This is a genomic window from Brevibacterium sp. JSBI002 (genome assembly GCF_026013965.1).
Lineage (GTDB): Bacteria > Actinomycetota > Actinomycetes > Actinomycetales > Brevibacteriaceae > Brevibacterium.
In genome coordinates this window covers 591,744-612,051 of the sequence record NZ_CP110341.1, presented here as the reverse complement: position 1 = coordinate 612,051, position 20,308 = coordinate 591,744, and the positions used below count along the sequence as shown (strand labels likewise).

16 protein-coding genes are annotated in these 20,308 nt (G+C 63.8%); 8 read left to right on the top strand and 8 right to left on the bottom strand.

Annotation, left to right across the window (positions count from 1 at the left end; translation table 11 throughout):
- Positions 1-2: 2 nt before the first annotated feature.
- The 3 genes from LJ362_RS02625 to LJ362_RS02615 all read right to left on the bottom strand — a co-directional run bounded on the left by LJ362_RS02625 (position 3) and on the right by LJ362_RS02615 (position 4,608).
- A complete protein-coding gene (locus LJ362_RS02625) occupies positions 3-986 on the bottom strand; it encodes an ABC transporter permease (RefSeq protein WP_264800624.1) in 984 nt (327 codons plus the stop codon).
- Positions 987-1,131: 145 nt separating this feature from the next.
- Positions 1,132-2,109 (bottom strand): ABC transporter substrate-binding protein, encoded by a 978-nt coding sequence (locus LJ362_RS02620; protein WP_264800623.1) that lies wholly within the window; start codon positions 2,107-2,109, stop codon positions 1,132-1,134.
- A 264-nt stretch (positions 2,110-2,373) separates the two neighbouring features.
- On the bottom strand, positions 2,374-4,608 hold the full coding sequence (locus LJ362_RS02615; RefSeq protein ID WP_264800622.1) for a S9 family peptidase: 2,235 nt from the start codon (positions 4,606-4,608) through the stop codon (positions 2,374-2,376).
- Between the two features lie 190 nt (positions 4,609-4,798).
- Between LJ362_RS02615 and LJ362_RS02610 the strand changes: the two genes are divergently transcribed.
- The 3 genes from LJ362_RS02610 to LJ362_RS02600 are packed head-to-tail and all read left to right on the top strand — an operon-like array spanning position 4,799 to position 8,055.
- A complete protein-coding gene (locus LJ362_RS02610) occupies positions 4,799-5,836 on the top strand; it encodes a Bug family tripartite tricarboxylate transporter substrate binding protein (RefSeq protein ID WP_264800620.1) in 1,038 nt (345 codons plus the stop codon).
- 55 nt (positions 5,837-5,891) lie between these two features.
- Positions 5,892-6,506 (top strand): tripartite tricarboxylate transporter TctB family protein, encoded by a 615-nt coding sequence (locus LJ362_RS02605; RefSeq protein ID WP_413774220.1) that lies wholly within the window; start codon positions 5,892-5,894, stop codon positions 6,504-6,506.
- Between the two features lies 1 nt (position 6,507).
- Positions 6,508-8,055, top strand: coding sequence for a tripartite tricarboxylate transporter permease (locus tag LJ362_RS02600; RefSeq protein ID WP_264800618.1), 1,548 nt, complete (start codon positions 6,508-6,510; stop codon positions 8,053-8,055).
- Between the two features lie 214 nt (positions 8,056-8,269).
- Here LJ362_RS02600 and LJ362_RS02595 read toward each other — a convergent pair whose 3' ends face one another.
- The gene (locus LJ362_RS02595; protein WP_264800617.1) at positions 8,270-9,808 is read right to left on the bottom strand and encodes an MFS transporter; all 1,539 of its coding nucleotides are present in this window, start codon (positions 9,806-9,808) and stop codon (positions 8,270-8,272) included.
- A gap of 248 nt (positions 9,809-10,056) precedes the next feature.
- On the opposite strand from LJ362_RS02595, the gene LJ362_RS02590 reads away from it, so the two are divergent.
- Both LJ362_RS02590 and LJ362_RS02585 read left to right on the top strand, forming a co-directional pair.
- On the top strand, positions 10,057-10,578 hold the full coding sequence (locus LJ362_RS02590; RefSeq protein WP_264800616.1) for a TetR/AcrR family transcriptional regulator: 522 nt from the start codon (positions 10,057-10,059) through the stop codon (positions 10,576-10,578).
- Between the two features lie 208 nt (positions 10,579-10,786).
- Entirely contained in the window at positions 10,787-11,734 is a 948-nt protein-coding gene (locus LJ362_RS02585) for an endonuclease domain-containing protein (RefSeq protein WP_264800615.1), read from the top strand.
- Between the two features lie 169 nt (positions 11,735-11,903).
- Here LJ362_RS02585 and LJ362_RS02580 read toward each other — a convergent pair whose 3' ends face one another.
- The gene (locus tag LJ362_RS02580) at positions 11,904-13,724 is read right to left on the bottom strand and encodes a flavin-containing monooxygenase (RefSeq protein ID WP_264800614.1); all 1,821 of its coding nucleotides are present in this window, start codon (positions 13,722-13,724) and stop codon (positions 11,904-11,906) included.
- Positions 13,725-13,878: 154 nt separating this feature from the next.
- Between LJ362_RS02580 and LJ362_RS02575 the strand changes: the two genes are divergently transcribed.
- On the top strand, positions 13,879-15,039 hold the full coding sequence (locus LJ362_RS02575) for a GAF domain-containing protein (protein ID WP_264800612.1): 1,161 nt from the start codon (positions 13,879-13,881) through the stop codon (positions 15,037-15,039).
- 512 nt (positions 15,040-15,551) lie between these two features.
- On the top strand, positions 15,552-16,211 hold the full coding sequence (locus LJ362_RS02570) for a GntR family transcriptional regulator (protein WP_320109145.1): 660 nt from the start codon (positions 15,552-15,554) through the stop codon (positions 16,209-16,211).
- A 69-nt stretch (positions 16,212-16,280) separates the two neighbouring features.
- Here the strand turns inward: LJ362_RS02570 and LJ362_RS02565 are convergent, their stop codons facing one another.
- Both LJ362_RS02565 and LJ362_RS02560 read right to left on the bottom strand, forming a co-directional pair.
- Positions 16,281-16,937 carry a flavin reductase family protein gene (locus LJ362_RS02565; RefSeq protein WP_264800610.1) on the bottom strand — a complete coding sequence of 219 codons (657 nt, stop codon included), beginning with the start codon at positions 16,935-16,937 and terminating at the stop codon, positions 16,281-16,283.
- Between the two features lie 72 nt (positions 16,938-17,009).
- Complete coding sequence (locus tag LJ362_RS02560) at positions 17,010-18,401, bottom strand: purine-cytosine permease family protein (protein ID WP_264800609.1); 1,392 nt, start codon at positions 18,399-18,401, stop codon at positions 17,010-17,012.
- A 238-nt stretch (positions 18,402-18,639) separates the two neighbouring features.
- Here LJ362_RS02560 and LJ362_RS02555 point away from each other — a divergent pair, with 238 nt between their 5' ends.
- The gene (locus LJ362_RS02555; protein WP_264800608.1) at positions 18,640-18,918 is read left to right on the top strand and encodes a hypothetical protein; all 279 of its coding nucleotides are present in this window, start codon (positions 18,640-18,642) and stop codon (positions 18,916-18,918) included.
- A gap of 87 nt (positions 18,919-19,005) precedes the next feature.
- Here the strand turns inward: LJ362_RS02555 and LJ362_RS02550 are convergent, their stop codons facing one another.
- A complete protein-coding gene (locus LJ362_RS02550; protein WP_173156764.1) occupies positions 19,006-20,292 on the bottom strand; it encodes an adenylosuccinate synthase in 1,287 nt (428 codons plus the stop codon).
- Between the last annotated feature and the right edge of the window lie 16 nt (positions 20,293-20,308).

Below are 20,308 nucleotides of genomic sequence, written 5' to 3'. Positions count from 1 at the left end.
TCTCAGTTCTCCTTCCCGGTTCGGGCGCCGGTCGCTCCGGCGGGGATGTCGGCGACTTCAGCGGGGTCCTTCATATCGGTCGTTCCGGCCGGCACCGAGGCGGGCGCGCGGTTTCCTCGTCCGCGCAGTGAGGGGATCCGTTTGAGGAACCCCCATCTGGGCAGCAGCAGGGCGATGACGACGAGCAGCGCGGTCGTCAGCTTCATATCGTTCGTATCCAGGCCCGCACGCAGGGCGAGGAAGATGATGAGTCGGTAGACGACCGATCCGAGAAGCGCGCCGAGGCTGGCCATGAAGATGTTGCGGCTGCCGAAGACGGCCTGGCCGAGGATCACCGAGGCGAGTCCGACGAGGATGAGGCCGATGCCCATGCTGATGTCGGAGAATCCCTGGTACTGGGCGACGAGTGCACCGCAGAGTGCGACGAAGCCGTTCGACAGCGCCAGGGTGAGCATCGTCGAATTGTCGGTGTTGACGCCGAGGCTGCGGATCATCTCCTTGTTGTTGCCGGTGGCCTGGATGGCCAGTCCGAGATCGGTGGTGAGGAACCAGTCGATGGCGAACTTGAGGATGAGGGCGACGACGAGCAGGATCGCGATCGATGCCCAGCTGCCCATGAGCATGTTCTCCCGCAGCGGGGTGAACACGGTGTCTTCTCGCAGGAGCGGCAGGTTCGCCTTCCCCATGATCCGCAGGTTGATCGACCACAGGCCGATCATGGTGAGGATTCCGGCCAGCAGCCCGTCGATGCCGCCCTTCGTGTGGAGCAGACCGGTGATATAGCCGGCGATAAGACCGGCGCCGATCGCCGCGGCGGTGGCCAGGAAAGGGTTGACCCCGGCGATGATGAGGGAGGCTGCGGTGGCGCCGCCCGTGGTGAAGCTTCCGTCGACGGTGAGGTCGGGGAAGTTGAGGACCTTGAAGGTCAGATAGACCCCGAGCGCCATCGCGCCGTAGATGAGCCCGAGCTCCAATGCTCCGAACATGGGTTTCCGTTCATTTCTGGTGTGTGGTTCGCGGTGGCCCCGAGGCTGTCGGTTTCAGTGCCGACGACCTCGGGGCCGGTGACGTCGGTGCCGCCTGAGAGTCGATGGCTCCGGGCACCGGGTCACAGGGTGAAGCAGGTTCCGATCACTCGATGACTTTGTCGGCCTCGTCGACGAGCTTCTTCGGAATCTCGGCGCCTTGGGCCTTGGCAGCCTTCGGGTTGACGACGAGTTCGAGGTTCGAGCTGGTCTCGACGGGCATCTCGGCCGGCTTCGTTCCGTCCTGGAGGATCTTCAGAGCCATTTCGCCGGTCTGTTCGCCGAGCTTCGTGTAGTCGATGCCACGGGTGATCGCCGCACCGGATTCGACCTGTCCGGCCTCCGACCCAACGAGCAGAGCCTTGTTCTTCTCTGCCGCCTGGACCATGGTCGACACTGCCGAGACGACGTTGTTGTCGGTGGGCACATAGTAGGCGTCGACCTTGCCGAGCGAGTCCACGGCCTGAGCGAGCTCGCCCGAGTTCGCGATCGTCGCTTCCTTGATCTTCACGTCGAGGTCCTTGGCGGCCTTCTTCGCAAGATCGACCTGCACCTGCGAGTTGACCTCACCGGAGCTGTAGACGATGCCGACGGTCTTCGCATCGGGCTTGACGTCCTTGACCAGCTTCAGCTGCTCTTCGACCGGGTTGAGATCGGAGGTGCCGGTGACGTTTCCGCCAGGCTTGTCATTGGCGTCGACGAGTCCGGCTTCTTCGGCGTCGGTGACGGCAGTGAAGAGCACGGGCTTGTCGGTGATCGCCTGGGCTGCGGCCTGAGCGGCCGGAGTGGCGACGGCGAGCACGAGGTCGAGGTCGTCGTTGGCGAACTGCTGGGCGATCGATGTCGCGTTGGCCTGTTCGCCCTGGGCGTTCTGGACGTCCCATTCGACGTCGACGCCGGCATCCTCGAACGACTTCTTGAAACCTTCGGTCGAGGCGTCGAGTGCCGGGTGCTGCACGAGCTGAGAGACGCCGATGGAGTACGAATCGCCCTCGCCGCCACCGCCTTCGCCGCCTCCGCAGGCCGAAACCGCAAGAATCGAACCGACTGCCACCATCGCTGTGGCCACTTTCCTGAGACGCATTCTTCTCCCTTTCGGAATTTCGGTCCGCCGGTGCGGATCCGTCACGAATTCTGCATTCGACACCGTCGCTCCTCGCGCGCGAGGAGGTGACGGCATTGCAGATGAATGATGCGCAACCTTCGCTCAGACCGTTCTGAGATCATGACGCGCATCACGTCGAATGTGATGATATCCACTGTATGGCCCGGCACTGACACCGGGTGCCGAATCCGGGTTTTGGAGACAATCGTCCCAGTATCGTTATCTGCGGCGACAGTCGTCCCCTCAGGGCTCTATTTCGGCGTCCGATCGTCCCAGCACATTGAGGATCCACGCGTACTCGAAGGCGATCTCCTTCCATGCGTCGTACCGCCCCGATGCTCCGCCGTGCCCGGCGACCATTTCGGTCTTGAGCAGGGCGTTCGCACCGACTTCGCGAAGTCGGGCAACCCATTTCGCGGGTTCGACGTAGAGGACTCGGGTGTCGTTGAGCGAGGTCATGGCCAAGATCTGCGGGTAGGCCGCGTCGGTGACGTTTTCGTAGGGAGAATACGAGCGCATGTATTCGTATACTTGCGGATCGTGGAGCGGGTCGCCCCACTCCTCCCATTCGATGACGGTCAGCGGCAGCTCGGGCATGAGGATCGAGGTCAGTGCGTCGACGAACGGCACCTCTGCGCTGATTCCAGCGAACAGCTCTGGCGCCATGTTCGCGATCGCGCCCATGAGCAGGCCGCCGGCCGATCCGCCGCTGGCGACGAGCCGGTCCGGACTCGTCCACCCGGTGTCGATGAGGTGGCGGGCGACGTCGATGAAGTCGGTGAACGTGTTCTTCTTCGCCGTCGTCTTGCCCTGGTCGTACCAGTGTCGGCCCATTTCGCCGCCGCCGCGCACGTGGGCGATGGCGAAGACGACGCCGCGGTCGAGCAGGGACAGCCGGGAGACCGAGAAGTACGGGTCCATGCTCGCTTCGTAGGACCCGTATCCGTAGAGGAGCAGCGGATTCGCCGAGGCGTCGCTGCCGTTCGTCGTGTTCCCACCGCCGGCTGTGCCCGCATTCGCCGAGGCGGGACCACCGTGGTCATCGGATCGGTCCAGGTCCTTCCGGAAGACGACCGAGATCGGGATATCGGTGCCGTCTTCGGCCTTCGCCCACAGCAGGGTTTCGGCGTAGGCGTCCAGCTCGACGGAGCCGAGAACGGGCTGACGCTTGAGAACCGTGTCAGTGCCGTCTGCGACTCTGTGCGAATAGATCACGGCGGGCGTCGACATGGAGGTGAAATGGAGTCGGATGCTCGTCTGCGCGAACTCGGGGTTGTTGCCCACGTAGAGTGACCCGGTCTCCCGCCCGAAGGGCAGCTCTTGCAGCGGGTCGAACGGAGAGGAGGAATCGCCCAAGCGGATGATGCCGACTCGCGCGAAGCCGCCGCGACGGTAGCTGAGCACGATGAAGTCGGCGAAGGCGTCGACGTCTTCGATGCGCAGATCGTCGATGTCATCAAGCACCGGACGACCCGTCGCGGTCGGTTCGGCGGCCGGGACATCGACGAGTTCGAAGTCGGCGCGATTGCGGTTGTGGGTGATGAGGAAGCGATCCTCACCGCCGATGACGGCGTGCTCGACGTTGTATTCGACACCGTCGACTCGGGGCCAGATCGCCTGCGGTTCGGCTTCGAGGTCGTCGACGCCGATGCTCCAGTATCCGGTGGTCGTCTTCGATCCGGTGACGACGAACATCATTCGACCCGAACGTGAGAAGCCCGATCCGACGAAGAAGCGCTCATCGGGTTCGTGGAAGATGCAGACGTCGTCGCTGCTGTCGGTGCCGACGACGTGGCGCCATACTTTCTCCGGTCGCCAGGCGTCGTCGACGGTGGTGTAGAAGACGAAGCGGCCACTCGGATCGAGGGCGGCTCCGGCGAAGGTGCCGTCGATCGTGTCGGCGAGGTCGTCTCCCGTCGCCAGGTCGCGAAGTCGGAGGGTATAGCGTTCGTCGCCGGTGGTGTCGACGCCGTAGAGAAGCCGACTGCCGTCGTCGGAGAGTGAGAAGGAACCGAGGGAGAAGAACTCCTGACCCACTGCGGCAATGTTCGAGTCGAAGACGACTTGCTCTCCGGGCAGAGGTTCTTCGCCGACCTCCGGCGGGGTCCAGTCGTCGGGGTCCGAGATGGGGATGCGGACACTGATGCCGTAGTCGAGTCCGGCCTTCGTGCGGGAGAAGTACCAGTAGTTTCCGCGCCGGTTGGGCACGGACATATCGGTCTCTTTGATGCGCGTCTTGATCTCGGTGAAGATCGAGTTCTGCAGCCCTTCGAGGTGGGCGGTCTGTGCGCTCGTCCAAGCGTTCTCCGCTTCGAGGTGGGCAATGACCTCGGGAGACTCCTTCTCACGCATCCATTCGTAGTCATCGACGAAGGTATGGCCGTGATGCGTGCGCTCGACCGGGACCTTCTTCGCCACCGGTGCCGAAGTCGGTGCGGTCGTCGAGGCTGCAGGGTCTGTGCCGGAAGTTTCGCTCATGGCGCCAGCCTAATGGCAGGCTCAGGATCGACCGCACTCGACCGTGGCGTCCCCGCCGACTCCACGCTGAGCAGAATGCACTCAACGCGCTCAATGAGCAGAACGCGCAGAGTGAGCACAACCTCGCAGTCGACAATCAGGAACCTCTAAGGTGAGTCTCACATCACACCTGCCTTCAAAGGAGAAGTCCGTGCCAAAGGCGCCACCTCCCGAGGATTCCGTGCCCGAATCCTCCCATCCCTCGCGACGAACCTTCGGTCGCATCGCCTACGGGGCGATCGCCTTGGCGGCGATCGGAACGGCGACGACCTACTCGGTCAAGGCCGCCTCGGCGAAGGGCGACCTGTCATCGAATCTCACCCTCATCGCTCCGGCCGGCGCCGGCGGCGGCTGGGACGGATTCGCCCGCGAGACCCAGCAGGCCATGCGTGTCGACCGGCTCGCCAACAATGCCCAGGTCGTCAACATTCCGGGTGCCGGCGGCACCATCGGCCTCGGCAAATTCTCGACCATGCACGGTCAGGCGGACACGATCCTGGCCACCGGCACCGCCATGGTCGGCGGAATCGCGCTGAACAAATCGCCGGTCGGATTCGACAATACGACTCTGCTCGCCCGCGTGGCCGAGGACTATGACGTGCTCATCGCCGCAGCCGATTCACCGCACAACACGATCGACGATGTCGTCGGCGCGTGGAAGAAGGATCCGAAAGGGTTCGTGTGGACGGGCGGGTCAGCCGGCTCGGTCGACCATCTGACCATCGCTCAGTTAGCGCTGCTCGGCAAGATCTCCGCCTCTGACATCACCTACATCCCGAAGTCCGGCGGCGGTGAAGCCATCCAAACTCTGCTCTCGGGCACCACCGACTTCGCCTCCTGCGGCTTCAACGAGGTCTCCGACCAGATCGAGGCCGGACGCGTCAAAGCAATCGGCGTGGCCGCCCCGAAGCGGATCGAGGGCTTCGACGAGGTGCCGACCATGTCCGAACAGGGCTACGAGGTGACGCTGACGAACTGGCGCGGCTGGCTCGGAGCGCCGGACATCACCGGCGACGACTCTGCGCAGCTGCTCGAGATCCTGCAGAAGACCCGCAACAGTGCGGCCTGGAAGGACGCTCTCGACCGGAACAAGTGGACCGACGTGTGGCTGACCGGCGACGAGTTCGCCGAGTTCATCAAGGAGGACTCGTCAAGGGTGGAGAAGCTGCTGAAGGAGTTGGGACTGTGACCGCACAGACGACAACGCACACGGACAGGACGGGCCACCTCGGCGCGGGCACCTGGTGGCAGGGACGGTCGGGCCTCATCGTCCCGCTCATCATGGGGGCATTCTCGACCTATCTGCTCATCGGCATCCTCACCATGGACGTCGCCCCGGACGCGGACAAACCGGGTCCGCAGTTCTTCCCGACGATCATCATGATCGTCGGGTACGCGCTGACGGTCCTGCTGATCATTGCCTATATCCGCAATCCCGAACCCGTCGATGTCGACGACGAGCTGCCCGCCGCAACCGAGGAGGACAAGGCGTTCTCGACTCCGGTGACCTCGGCTGTCGCGGCCTCTCGTCTCTCCCTCATGAGGAAGATGAGCCGGAACGCGATCGTCAGGCGATCGCCGCTGCTCGCAAAGCCGACGCGAAGCACCGCACCCACAGCGACTTCGTGTCGCTGGCCTGGGGTGCGGGCGGTTTTGCGGCTTTCGCGCTCATCCTCGAATTCGCCGGGTGGATCATCGCCGCCGCGCTTCTGTTCTGGTGCGTGGCTCGGTCGATGGGGTCGAAGAAGCCGCTGTTCGATCTCACTCTGGCACTGACGTTCTCGTCCCTGGTCTACATCGCCTTCTCGGTGATGCTGGGACTCAACCTTCCTTCGGGAATTCTGGGAGGTGGCTTCTGATATGGACGCTCTCATGTCCCTCTTCGAAGGGTTCACACACGCTCTGACGCCGATGAACCTGCTGTGGGTGCTCGTCGGCTGCTTCCTCGGCACCGCTGTCGGCGTGCTGCCGGGCCTGGGGTCATCGATGGCCGTGGCTCTGCTGCTGCCGATGACCTTTGCGCTGGATCCCACGGGTGCATTCATCATGTTCGCCGGCGTCTACTTCGGTGGTCTCTTCGGCGACTCGACGATGGCCATCCTCATGAACACCCCTGGTCAGGCCTCGGCGATCGCCTCGACGTTCGAAGGCCACAAGATGGCCAAGGCCGGGCGGGCCCCGCAGGCTCTGGCGACGGCCGCGATCGGCGCGTTCATCGGCGGGTTCATCTCCTGCTTCCTCGTCGTCTTCGTCGCTCCCGCGTTGGCGGAGCTGTCGACGAGCTTCGGCCCGGCCGAGTTCTTCGCCCTCGCGCTCTTCGCCTTCGTCGCCACCTCCTCGGTGGTCGCCGATTCGGTGCTCAAGGGGCTCACGGCTCTGGTGCTGGGCATCGGCTTCACCGTCATCGGCATCGACTCGGTCTCGGGTACGGAGCGGTTCACCCTCGGCGTGCCCGAGCTCTTCGACGGAGTCTCACTGGTCACGGTGACCGTTGGTGTGCTGGCGCTGGGCGAGGTGTTCTTCATCGCCTCCCGCATCCGCCGCCAGACCAAGGACAACACGATCAACTCCTCGGGTCGTCCCTTCCTCTCCCGCAAGGAGGTCGGCGAAGCCCTGCCGGCATGGCTGCGCGGAACGGCGATCGGTCTGCCCTTCGGTGTCATCCCCGTCGGCGGTGCCGATGTGCCGACGTTCATGGCCTACGGTCTGGAGCGCAAGCTCGATTCCCGCCGGAAGGATCCGCAGTTCGGCAAGGGCGCGATCCGCGGTCTCGCCGCCCCCGAGGCGGCCGGATCGGCGACGACGGGCATTGCCATGGGAGCCCTGCTGGCTCTGGGGCTGCCGATCTCGGCGACGGCGGCGATCATGCTCGCGGCCTTCCGTCAGTACGGCATCCAGCCCGGTCCGCTGCTCTTCGACCGCTCACCCGAACTCGTGTGGGGTCTGCTGGCGAGCTTCTTCGTTGCGATGATCGTTCTGCTCATCATCAACCTGCCGTTCGCTCCCCTGTGGGCGAAGCTGCTGAAGATCCCGGATCCGTACCTCTACGGCGGCATCGCGGTCTTCTGCGGCCTGGGCATCTATGCGACGTCCGCATCGACGTTCGAGCTGCTCATCCTACTGGGCATCGGAGTGCTGAGCTTCGTGCTCAAACGCTACGGGGTGCCATTGGCTCCGCTGATGATCGGCATGGTGCTCGGCCCCCTGGCCGAGTCGAACCTGCGTGATGCTCTGCTGGCCTCCGGCGGTGATGCGTCGACTCTCGTGTCCTCGCCGATCACGATCATCATCTACGTCGTGCTCATCGCCGCTCTCGTCTACACCGGCATCGGCCGAGTGCTGGCCCGCAGGCGGCAGAAGCAGACGACGTCGAAGGCATCGAACTCCGCGGAGTCGGTCAACCTCTGAACTAGCGCGGCGCCCAGCCGTCGCTCAAGCCCAAGCGCGGTTCGCCAGCCACCGAGCCGTCGTTCAAGCCCAAGCGCGGTTCGCCAGCCACCGAGCCGTCGTTCAAGCCCAAGCGCGGATATCGAGACGTCTACGTCCCGATATCCGCGCTTCTGCTTGATCGAGGGTTGTCGGGCCAGCCACCCGCCGCCCGAGGGCTCGCTGAGCAGCCCAGTCAGCGGTCGGCGTTGGCGACAGCTCCCGGCAGGAGTTGCCCGGCGCCCTTGAGGCCGAAGCTCGTGAGCACAGCGGCGACGAGGACGAGGACCACGGCCGCACCGGCGGCCCACTGCACGCCGAAGTCGAAGGCCGACACAGCCGCCTCGGTGATCTTCTCACCTGCTGCGGAACTCAGTCCGGACGCGTATTCGAGGGCGGAGCCGAGCGTATCGAACTCGGCTTTGTCGGCTGTGTCCCCGATCGCGGACTGCAGCGCGGATCCGTACATGAAGGTCGAGAGTCCGCCGAGCACGGTCGTGCCCATGACGGAACCGAATTCGTACGCGGTTTCCGATATCGCCGAGGCGGCTCCGGCCTTGTGTGCGGGGACCGCAGCGAGGATGAGGTCGTTCGTGATGACCTCGGCGGTGCCGAGTCCGATTCCGAGGATGAGGAAGGCCAGCAGCATTCCCATCACGGAGTGTTCGGAGGTGAAGGCGATGATGCCCATGCCGATGGCGTTGAGCGCGAGCGCACAGGGCACGACGACGCGCGGTTCGAAGCGGGCGATGAGCGGCACCGCGAGGTAGCCTGCCGCGACCGAGGTGATCAGGCCCGGGATGAGCACGAGGGCGGCGTCGATCGGAGAGAGTCCGAGCACGAGCTGGAGCAGCTGGGTGCCGAAGTAGAGGAACCCGGCCAGCCCCATGACGCTCAGCAGGTTCGACACCACCGCCGAGGTGAACACGGAGTTCGCGAACAGACGGACGTCGAGCATCGGGTTCGGTGTGGCGAGCTGGCGGAGGACGAAGCTGGCGCCGGCGACGATCGCCACGGACAGGGTGAACCAGAAGAGGAGGTCGGCGCCAGAGGCCATGCTGTGTTTGATGGCGAAGACGAGCGGGGCCAGGGCGAGCATCGACAGGATGATGGAGAGCGGGTCGAAGCGGCCGGGGTTCGGATCGCGCGATTCGGGCAGCAGGATGGCGGCCGCGGGGATGAAGAGCGCGATGAGCGGCAGGTTGATGAAGAAGACCGAGCTCCAGTGGAAGTGCTCGAGCAGAAAGCCGCCGACGATCGGACCCAGAGCGGCACCGCCGGAGAACATCGCGGCCCAGGTGGCGATCGCGATGCGGCGGTCCTTGTCGTGGTCGAAGATGTTGCGGATGAGTGACAGCGTCGAGGGCATGAGGGTGGCGCCGAAGAGGCCCAGCAGTGCGCGGGCGAGGATGAGCATCTCGGCTGAGGTGGAGAACGCCGCGAGCAGTGAGGCCGCGCCGAAGCCGACGGACCCGATGATCAGCAGCTTGCGACGTCCGACCCGATCACCGAGGCTGCCCATGGCCACCAGCAGACCGGCAAGCATGAGCGCGTAGATGTCGACGATCCACAGCAGCTGCGTGCCCGTCGGATGCAGGCCGGTGCTGATGGCAGGGATCGCGAATCCGAGGACCGTGTTGTCGATCGAGATCAGCAGCACGGGGATCATGAGCACCGCGAGTCCGGCCCATTCGCGCCGGCCGGCACGCAGCTGTGGAGTCAGTGTCGTCGCCATGCCCACTACTGTACCGTCTGGACGGTACAGTTGAAAAGCGGGCTGCGATATCTAGATCATCCTGCCGCGGAATACAGATCGCAGTAGCGCATCCTCAGGAGATGCACGGAGTGCTCGACAGCCTCGGCGATGCCGTGTCCCCATCGGCATAGCCGCTTGGCACCGTCGGTTCGTCCCCTCACCGCCACGGCCCGGTCCCGGGCGCACCGTCCGTCTCATGGACCCCGCCGTCGACTAGGCTCAGGGTCATGGCACGCAATCCGACCGCAACCAAGGAGAAGCTGCTCGACGCGTTCGATGAGCTCCTCGACGAACACGGCACAGCCGGTGCGACTCTGGACGCAGTAGCCGCGAAGGCAGGAGTCTCCAAAGGCGGTCTGCTCTACCATTTCGGGTCGAAGGCGGCACTCATCGACGGCAGCCTGGAACGGCTCGACCAGCTGGTCGACGAAGATATCGAAGCGATGAAAGCCGCCGGCGAGCGCCTCCACTACTACTACCTCGAGACCTCGGCCGAGGTCGGCACTCCCCTGGACCGCAGCCTCATCGCCGCCGGCTGCCTCGCACTCGAGAACGAGGAGGCCAAGGCGGCTCTGCGCAGGACCAGGGAAGCGTGGTTCAACTTACTCAACGACCACCTCGGCGATGCTGATCTGGCGATGACGATCCAGCTCATCGGCGACGGCATGTACTTCAATCAGAACTTCGGGCTGTCACAGGATGAAGCCCTCGACCACGTGAAGCGAGTGCTCACGCGCCTGGGGCTCTGAAGCACCCACCACGAAGTTCCGGACGTCTCGTGCGGTATATTGCCTCGACTTTCCGCACAGATCGTCCGGAAGTCGGCGCGCCGCCGCAGTTCCACTCGCACGTAGGTGACTGTGGATAGCGATTCTTTATCCACAGGCTGGTTTCGCGCCATTTCTTTTCAGTGACCGGCAGGCGAAGCTGGCTCCTATGTACGCTGACTCTCGCTGGGTGATGCACGATTTTCCGGAGGTATTCCGAACCCGTGACTACATCGAACGAGGCATCACACGGCACAGTCTCTATCATTCGAAGCGCTTTCAGCACGTACTGCCCGGCGTACGGATGGACCTCGAACGGTTCGACCGTCGCCCGGTACCGGCGTGGGCCAGTACTGACTGGCTGTTTGATGCGCAGAGGCTCAGAGCCGCGCTCCTCCACTACCCGGACATTGCTGCCAGCCACGCCCTTGCCGCGCGGCTCTACGGCTGGCCGCTTCCCTCCAACTGGCTGACGTCGCAACTCCATGTCTCAGCCACAGAGCCCAATTGTCGGATCAGGATCCCTGGGATCACTCTGCGCCGAATGACGACCATGACGGTCAGGCAATGGTTCAGCTTGCCCATTCTCGCTCCGGAAGAGGTCATCATCGGAATCGCAGGCGACCTGATGCAACGCGACCTCGTGAAAATCTGCGACGCGGCCGTCGGCAACTGGCACGGGCCACCACAGATCGGGCTCGACGAACTGCGTGACTGCATTCGCACACGTCCATTCCTCCGCGGACGACAGCACCTCGTCGAGGCGGCCAGCCTCGCCCGCCCGACTGTCGATTCGCCACCCGAGACAGACCTGCGGCTGTGGGCCGTCGAAGTCGGTCTGCCCGAACCTGTCGTGCATCCTCATGTTCGCAGCCGCCTCCTTGGGCGCATAGTCGAACCTGACCTCGGCTATCCCGACGCGCAGCTCGCTCTGGAGTATGAAGGCGGTCACCATTTCGAATCGAAGCGGCAGAGAGAAAGCGACCTCAGACGCGACGAAGCGCTCCGTGCAGAAGGCTGGACAGTTCTCCATGTGACCAGCAACGCCGACTACATCCTGTTGGAGGCACAGATTCGTGACCATCTGGGTCTCGAGCTTCGCGTTCGGCCGGGTCGGGGCAGGGGTGGCGGCTGTTGACCATGCGGCGACTGACTGGAATGTCGTTCGTCTCAGGCGGGCTTGAGCCAAAAGACGGGAAGTTCCGGTCGATCTGTGCGGAAAACTGGGGCCCAAATCAGCACAGATCGTCCGGAACTCCGCAATACACGCTTCCGCACGCAGCGAAGATGACCGGTTCGGGCGGGATTCAGCTCAGGTGGTGGACCTCCTGCAGCCCGTACACCGGAGTCTCGATACCTTCGTGGCGGGCCTTGAGCTGCAATGCCAGGTAGAGCGAGTAGTGACGAGCCTGATGGAGGTTGCCGCCCATGAACCACAGGTTCTCCTGCTGGGTCGGTTTCCACATATTGCGCTGCTCGCCCTCCCACGGGCCCGGGTCCTTCGTCGTCTCCGACCCCAGGCCCCAGCACTTGCCGACCTTGTCCGCGGTCTCCTGGTCGACGAGGTCGGCGACCCAGCCGTTCATCGAACCGTAGCCGGTCGCGTAGACGACGAGGTCGGCCGGCAGTTCGGTTCCGTCGGAAAGGACGACGGCATCCTCGGTGAGGTGGTCGACCTGTCCCTTGGACAGTTTTACCTTCCCGTCGGCGACGAGCTCGGCAGATCCGACGTCGATGTAGTAGCCCGAGCCTCGACGCAGGTACTTGAGGAACAGCCCGGACTCGTCGTCGCCGAAGTCGAGGTCGAACCCGGCATCTTCCATGCGCTGGTAGAAGTCCTTGTCCGCTTCCTTGATCTGGTCGTAGAGCGGGATCTGGAACTCGTGCATGATCCGGTACGGCAGTGACGCGAAGATGAGATCTGCCTTCTCCGTCGTCACGCCGTTCTCCAGAGCGCGTTCGGAGTACAGGTCGCCCATCGCGATCTCCACGAGCGAGTCGCTCTTGACGATGTGCGTGCTTGAGCGCTGCACCATCGTGACGTCGGCGCCGTTCTCATACAGGGCGCCGCAGATGTCGAACGCCGAGTTGTTGCTGCCGATGACGACGACCTTCTTGCCAGCGTAGGCGTCGGGGCCCGGGTGCTGCGAGGAGTGCTGCTGCTCGCCCTTGAAGATGTCCGAGCCGGGGAACGTGGGGATGTTCGGCTTGCCCGACATGCCCGTGGCCATCACCAGATGGGTCGGCCGCAGAGTGACCTTCTCCCCGTTCCGGTCGACCTCGACCGTCCACCGGCCTTCCGCTTCGTCATATTTCGCCGAGGCGGCTGTGGTCGATGACCAGTACGGAATCTCCATGATCTTCGTATACGACTCCAACCAGTCCGCGATCTTGTCCTTCGGTGCGAACACCGGCCAGTTGTCGGGGAACTTCAGATACGGCAGGTGGTCGTACCAGACAGGGTCGTGGAGGCACAGCGACTTGTACCGCGACCGCCACTGATCACCCGGCCGCTCCCACCGGTCGATGACCAGCGAGGGCACCCCGAGTTGGCGGAGACGAGCGCCGAGGGCGATCCCACCCTGCCCGCCGCCGACGACGAGGATGTAGGGGTCGGCGGTCTTGCCCCAGGCGTCGTCTTCCTCGGCGAGCTTCTCCGACCAGCTCTTCCGTTCGGGATCGACGCCGTGTTCGGCGCCTTTGACCCGGCGGGTGCCGCGCGGCTCTTCGTGTCCGGTGATCTCCTGCAGCGAGGTGAGCATGGTCCAGGCCTTGGTGCCGTCTTCGTCGATGAGGCGGACGAGCCCTTTTCCGCGCCCCACCGAGGTGGCGAATGTGAACCAGGCTTCGGTCACTCCGTCGGCAGTTGCCGCCGGCTCGCTGAGTTCGAAGTCCTCCGGTGAGACGCGGTCGAGGTTATGGGTGAGCAGGTCGGTGACCCCATCGGGATTCTCCACCGTCTTGAGATTCCAAGTGAAGGACACAAGGTCTCTCCAGTAGCTGTCGGTGGCGAACAGTCCGGCTGCGGCCGGGATGTCCCGGCGGCTGAGCGCCGATTCGAAGTCCTGCAGCCACCTCATTGCGATGTCATCGGCAGTCAGCTGGGGACGGTCGAGCGTCGTTGTCATCTTTCCTCCTCGTTGAGTTCAGTGACTCCAAACTAGGACGGACGCTCACGGCTCGGAAGAGTTGCATCGGATTGCATGACTCGCACCGAGGCGGGATTCTCACAGACGCTTCGACCCCATGGTCAGGGGTGCGTTCCCGTCTTATACTCAAGGCATGCTTCAGCCGGATCTGGCGCATCTCGCCAGAGATCTGACACGCATTCACGATGCTGTGATCACCGGGGCGTCTCCCCCGGTGCAACCGCGCGCGCTGGTCAGGCGCTCGTGGGATCGAATGCTGCGCTTGGGGCTGGACCCGGATGGTGCGAATGCGCGGATCGTCGCCGATGGGGCCGAGCTGGAGACTCGGCGAAGGAATTCGCGGCTGCGGCTCGTCGTCGATGAGATGCGGTCGGTGCTGCTGCGGGCTCCGGATGCGGCTCCGTTCATCCTCGTCGTCACGGATGCCGATGGAGTCATTCTGTGGAGAGATGGTGCGGCGTCCGCGAGGCGCCAAGCCGATGAGCTCGGATTCGTCGAAGGAGCGCATTGGTCCGAAGCCAAGGTCGGCACGAATGCCATCGGCACGGCGCTGGCTGAGGAGGCACCTGTCCAGCTCTTCTCCGCCGAACATTTTGAGGCTTCTCAGCATCCCTGGTACTGCAGTGCCGTGCCCGTGCACGACCCGCATGACGGGACCCTGTTGGGAGTCGTCGATATCAGCGGTCCGGCGATGACGCTTCACCCGGCGGTGCAGTCCTTGGTGACGACGGCGGTGCGCCTGGCCGAAGCCCGGCTGATGATCGCTCAGCAGGAGGCACTCAACACTCTGCGCGATCGGATGTCGGCCATGCTCGCCGGCACGTCCGGCCCGGCCCTCGTCGTCGACGAGGCCGGATGGGTGGCCTACCAGCAGGGAGTGCGCAGCCGCGACCGCATCGAGGTCCCTGCTGCCGACCGGTCGATCCTCGTTCCCGGTGCAGGCCTATGTCTGCCGGAGAAGATCACGGGCGGGTGGCTGCTGCGGCCCACCGGCGAGCGTCGTGCCTCGGTGACCCTGCGGATGAGGCAGGATCCACCTGTTCTCGATATCCATTCCGGCACCGAACCCCTGGTCGTTCCGCTCACGCCACGGCGGGCGCAGATTCTGGCGGCGGTCACCTCGGCGGGGTCGGCGGGGATCAGTGCCGCCGAGCTCAGCCAGCGCCTCTACGGGGACGGCGACCATGTGGTCACCGTCCGCGCAGAGGTCTCGCGCCTGCGCCGGTCGGTCGGGGCCCTGCTCGCCACCCGGCCCTACCGGTGGGCCGAAGGCGTCGACGCGCGGGTGGACTAGGCCGGTCACGACGCCGCCGGGGAACAGAATCGGCTGAGAGACCGAGAAGCACGAAAGAGGCACTCCTGAGCGACGGCTAGTTTCCCACCGCGCAGAGCCACCAGGGACAGCGCATTCGCAACGTTCTTTCGGTACTCGCCAACGCTGTCACGACGCCGATGCTTATCAGGCAGTGCCCGGCGGCCTGCTGTGGATCGGGCGTCGGGCTGCAGCTGGTCCTCGGTCCCGTCACGTGCGACGACATGACAGTGTTTCAACCCGAAATTGCTTGCTGCGAGCTCGATATTGCGATGAAGGTCGACGCTCCCGACAGCAGGCTCAGATGCGAACTCGCGGTCACGCCGAAGATAACGTAGTCGACATAAGATCGCAGACGTGGATGCGGGGCACTAATGAGGTTATCGAGTCGCACCGCGGGCCCGGCGCCATTCTAGGCCTGGAATTCGGGCACTGCAGACGCTTTTGTCTGCAACCCGTGAAGATTCGGTGAAGTAATATCTGAGGCACACCCATTGACTCCGAAGAACGGTTCACCAGAGTTGACTCTTTCCCAACAGGCTTACAGTGTCATCGAAGACATGATCATCAGTGGGTCGATTCCTGCCGGCAGCTACATCACCGAGCCCGAACTCGTGGAGAAGACCGGCTTGGGCAGGACGCCCATCCGCGAGGCGCTGCAGCGCCTCGCGCGCGAGCACATGGTGACCATCCGCCCCCGCCGAGGCATCTACGTTCCCTCTCTGGAGTATGAGACCGAACTGCGCATCCTCGAAGTCCGCAGGGAGCTCGACGTCGTCGCCGTCCGCCTCGCCGCCAGACGGGCCTCAGTTGACCAGCGCAGCAAGATGCGAGCTCTTGCCGCCCAACTCGAGCAGATCGGATCCGACTTTCCGACTTACGCGGAGACCATCCGCGAAACTCATCAACTGCTGGCGGCCGCCACCAAGAACACCTACCTCGTCGAATCTCTGCTTCCGCTGCAGAATCTCTCTCGACGCTACTGGATCTCCAACATCGTCGATGTCGAGAAGGAGATCGCAGCCAGTTCCGGCTGCCATCTGCGCATGCTCAAAGGCGCGGCGGACATGGACGTCGACGCGGCAGAGAAAGCCGCCTACGATCTCAACGACTATCTGGTCGACTATGCAACGAGAGCGGCGCAGATGGCCTGACTCAGCTATCTGCGCCGCAACGGGTTCGCCTGCCGGCTCAGTCCGCTGACCCAGCCGGAGCCGTCCCGGTCAGGTCGGGTTTCCCGACAATCCCGCTTGTGCGTCCCCATCGGCACCCGGCACGCGCATCTCGAAGGTCTCGGTCACGACCGTGTAGTCGAAGTAGCCCATGCGCGCAATCGGCTTGGCCTTGAGGATGTCGATCTTGCCATCCTCCGAGACATAGTCATCGTTGAGGTGGATGCGCTCGACCGAGGCATAGACGATGTCGATCGAGCCCACCTTCGAGTTGCCGGGCAAACGGTGAGTGGAGATGTACTTGCACTCGTACTGGAACGGGCTCTCTGCGATCATCGGCGTCGCGGACAGGTCGGCGTAGCGGCGGGTCACGTTCATCTGGTCGAACTCGGATTCGTGCGCGTCCATCACCTGGGCGCTGATGTTGACCTGCTCGCGCAGATCCCAGGTGGCCATGTTCCACACGAACCAGCCGGTCTCCTCGGCGTTGAGCACGGTGTCCTTGCGACGACCATCAGGGTACTGGTTGGCCGCGAACATCACCATCGGCGGATCGAACGTGAGGTTCTGCCACTGGCTGTAGGGAGCGATGTTCTCGACTCCATCGGCGCTCACGCTAGAGAGCCAGCCGATGGGACGCGGCACCGTCAGCGCCTTGAACGGCGAATGTTCGAGGGGACGGTTCTTCGACGAAGGATCGTATTTCATCTGGATTTTCCTTTGTTGGGTTCGAAGTGGAAGAGATGGTGCCGCCACCGAAGGCCGGGGCGCCAGCCAGGCTCAGGCTGCGCCGGCCTTGACCCGGCGGCGCAAGTTTCCGGTCATGAGGTAGTAGAGGACGGCGGAGACGACGACGCCGAGGATCCAGGCGATCTCCGCGCCATTGAGCAGGTAGGCGATCGGTCCGACGTAGATCGCGCTGTTCATGAACGGGATCTGGACGATGACGCCCGCGAGGTAGGCGACGTAGGCGATCCAGTTGAACTTCCCGTACATCCCGTTCGGATCGAACAGGCCCTTGATGTCGTACTTCTTGTTGCGCACCAGGTAGAAGTCGACGAGGTTGACCGCCGACCACGGTGTCATGAAGTAGAGGAGGAAGAGCAGGAAGTTCTGGAAGACGGTGAGGAAGTCTTCGCTGGCGGCCAGGGCGATAGCCAGGGCGATCACGGTGACTCCGAGGATGAACAGCGTGCGCGTGTACGACTTCAGATGGTTCTGCTTGGTGAAGGCCGAGACGATCGTTGTGATCGACATGAACCCGCCGTAGGCGCTGAGCGTGTTCCCGGCAAGCTTGCCGAGGATGACCGCGAGGAGGACGATGACGCCGATCTTTCCTGCCAGGTCGGTGATGTAGCCGACCTCGCTGCCACTGAATGCGTCACCGCCGAGGAACGCGGCGAAGGCGCCGACGGTCATCGCGAGGCTCGCACCGAGGACGCTGCCGAGGAACGTCCACCCGACGGTGGCGTTCTGCGAGGTGGTCTCGGGCAGGTAGCGGCTGTAATCGGCGATGTACGGGCCGAAGGTCAGCTGCCACGAGGCGGAGAGCGAGACGCCGAGGACGAACGGAGCCATCGCGAATCCGTTGCTCGCCGTGATGGACTCTCCCATATCGCCCGTGACCATGACGACGATGAGCCAGACGAAGACGATGGCGCTGAGGAACGCCGGCAGGTGCGAGAACCGGTGGATCCAGCGATAGCCGACGATGGCCGAGAGCGCACAGAAGACCGCGAAGAGGATAGCACCGATCTGCGGCGAGACGTGGAACAGCAGCCCGAGCGCCTGACCTCCAAGGACGAGCCCCGTGGCATAGAAGCCGATGTAGATGAAGAGTGCGAGGACCAGCGGCAGGATCGCACCATAGAAACCGAACTGTGCCCGGCTCTGGATCATCTGCGGCACCCCGAGCTGCGGTCCCTGCGCCGAGTGCAGAGCGGTGATGTACCCGCCGAGGATGTTGCCGAGCAGGATCGCCGGGATCGACCACAGCGCCGAGTTCCCGAGAATCGTCATGAGCGCACCCGTGACGAGAGCGGTGATGGAGCTGTTCGCGGCGAACCACACGAAGAGCAGAGAGATCGGGCGTCCGTGACGTTCGGACGGCGGGATGTAGTCGATGGTTCGCTTCTCGACGAATTTAGGCTGAAGCTCGGGTGTAGCAGTCATCATGACCTCCATTGCACGGCTGCGTTAAGTGCAGTGTCGTGAAATATATCACCAATATATCTTTGGTCACAATACCGTCGGACCCACTTCATTCGGCCGCGACGCGCAACGATCCGCGAAGTTCCGCGCGTCGTCGAGACAGGTAATCGCCCGCTCGGAACAGCGCCGAAACTGTGCTTGCCGACCGGGTCTGTGCCGAAGAGAGAGCCCTCACGTGTACCAGCATTGGGAGGTCAGAATGGCTGACGAGAAGATCGACGTCGAGATGCAGGACACGGGCGAGTTACTGGCCCGAATCCACACGGCGACGGGAACCGACGAGATCGTTCTGATGTTCGACGATGCCGAGGACGTCTCCGACGGGCTCTTGGGCAACGACGAGGCGACTGTCCGCGCGGCCGTGGAATTCCTCCTCAGCCATCAGCCCTCCGGGGACTTGCCGGACCGGATCGACCTCGTCGACATCGCAGCCGCCTACGACGGCGCCATCAAGTCCATCAGCAAACTGAAGGGATAGCATCCCGCGGCACTGTGCAGACAGTGAAGGACGGAGCCGACAGATCATGTCCGGCCCCGCCCTCATCTATTCAGTTCTAGTGCGACCTCAGTCCAGCAGGTCGTGACGCACGATCGACTGTTCGCGATCGGGGCCGACGCCGATGACCGACATCCGGCAGCTCGAGAGCTCTTCGAGTGCGAGCACGTACTTCTGCGCGTTCTCCGGCAGATCGTCGAAGGTCCGAGCCTTCGTGATGTCCTCGGTCCAGCCGTCGAAGTACTCGAAGATCGGCTTCGCATGGTGGAACTCGGTCTGCGACACCGGCATCTCGTCATGACGCTCGCCGTCGACTTCGTAGGCCACGCACACAGGGATCCGCTCAATGCCCGTGAGCACGTCGAGCTTGGTCAGCACATAGTCGGTGAAGCCATTGGTGCGCGCGGCATAGCGGGCGATGACAGCGTCGTACCAGCCGCAGCGGCGCGGACGACCAGTGTTGACACCGAATTCTCCACCGGCCTTCTGCAGGTATTCGCCCATCTCGTCGAAGAGTTCGGTGGGGAACGGGCCGGCGCCCACACGAGTGGTGTACGCCTTGACAATGCCGACGACGCGGTTGATCCGGGTCGGGCCGATGCCAGTGCCCACACAGGATCCGCCGGCGGTCGGGTTCGACGAGGTGACGAACGGGTACGTGCCGTGATCGACGTCGAGCATGGTCGCCTGACCACCCTCCATGACGACGACCTCACCGCGGTCGAGCGCCTCGTTGAGCATGAGCTCAGTCTCGGCGACATAGGGGCGCAGTCGCTCGATGAAGGGCTCGAAGTATTCGACGATCTCCTCGACCGAAACGGCCCGACGGTTGTAGACCTTGACGAGCAGTTCGTTCTTCTGCCGCAGCGATCCTTCGATCTTCTGGCGCAGGATGGATTCGTCGAAGACGTCCTGGACGCGGATGCCCAAGCGTCCGATCTTGTCCATGTAGGCCGGTCCGATGCCGCGGCCGGTGGTGCCGATGGCCCGCTTGCCGAGGAACCGTTCGGTCACCTTGTCCAGGGTCTGGTGGTAAGGCGCCACGAGGTGGGCGTTCGCCGAGATCCGCAGCTTCGACGTGTCCGCGCCGCGGGATTCGAGTGCGTCGATCTCTTCGAAGAGTGCTTCGAGGTTAACGACGACGCCGTTGCCGATGACAGGGGTGACATTCGGTGAGAGGATGCCCGCCGGCAGAAGCTTGAGTTCGTACTTCTCTCCTCCGACGACAACCGTGTGGCCGGCGTTGTTCCCACCATTCGGCTTGACCACGTAGTCCACGCTGGTGCCGAGGATGTCGGTGGTCTTACCTTTACCTTCGTCGCCCCACTGAGCGCCGACGACAACGATTGCTGGCATGAGAGTACTTCACCTC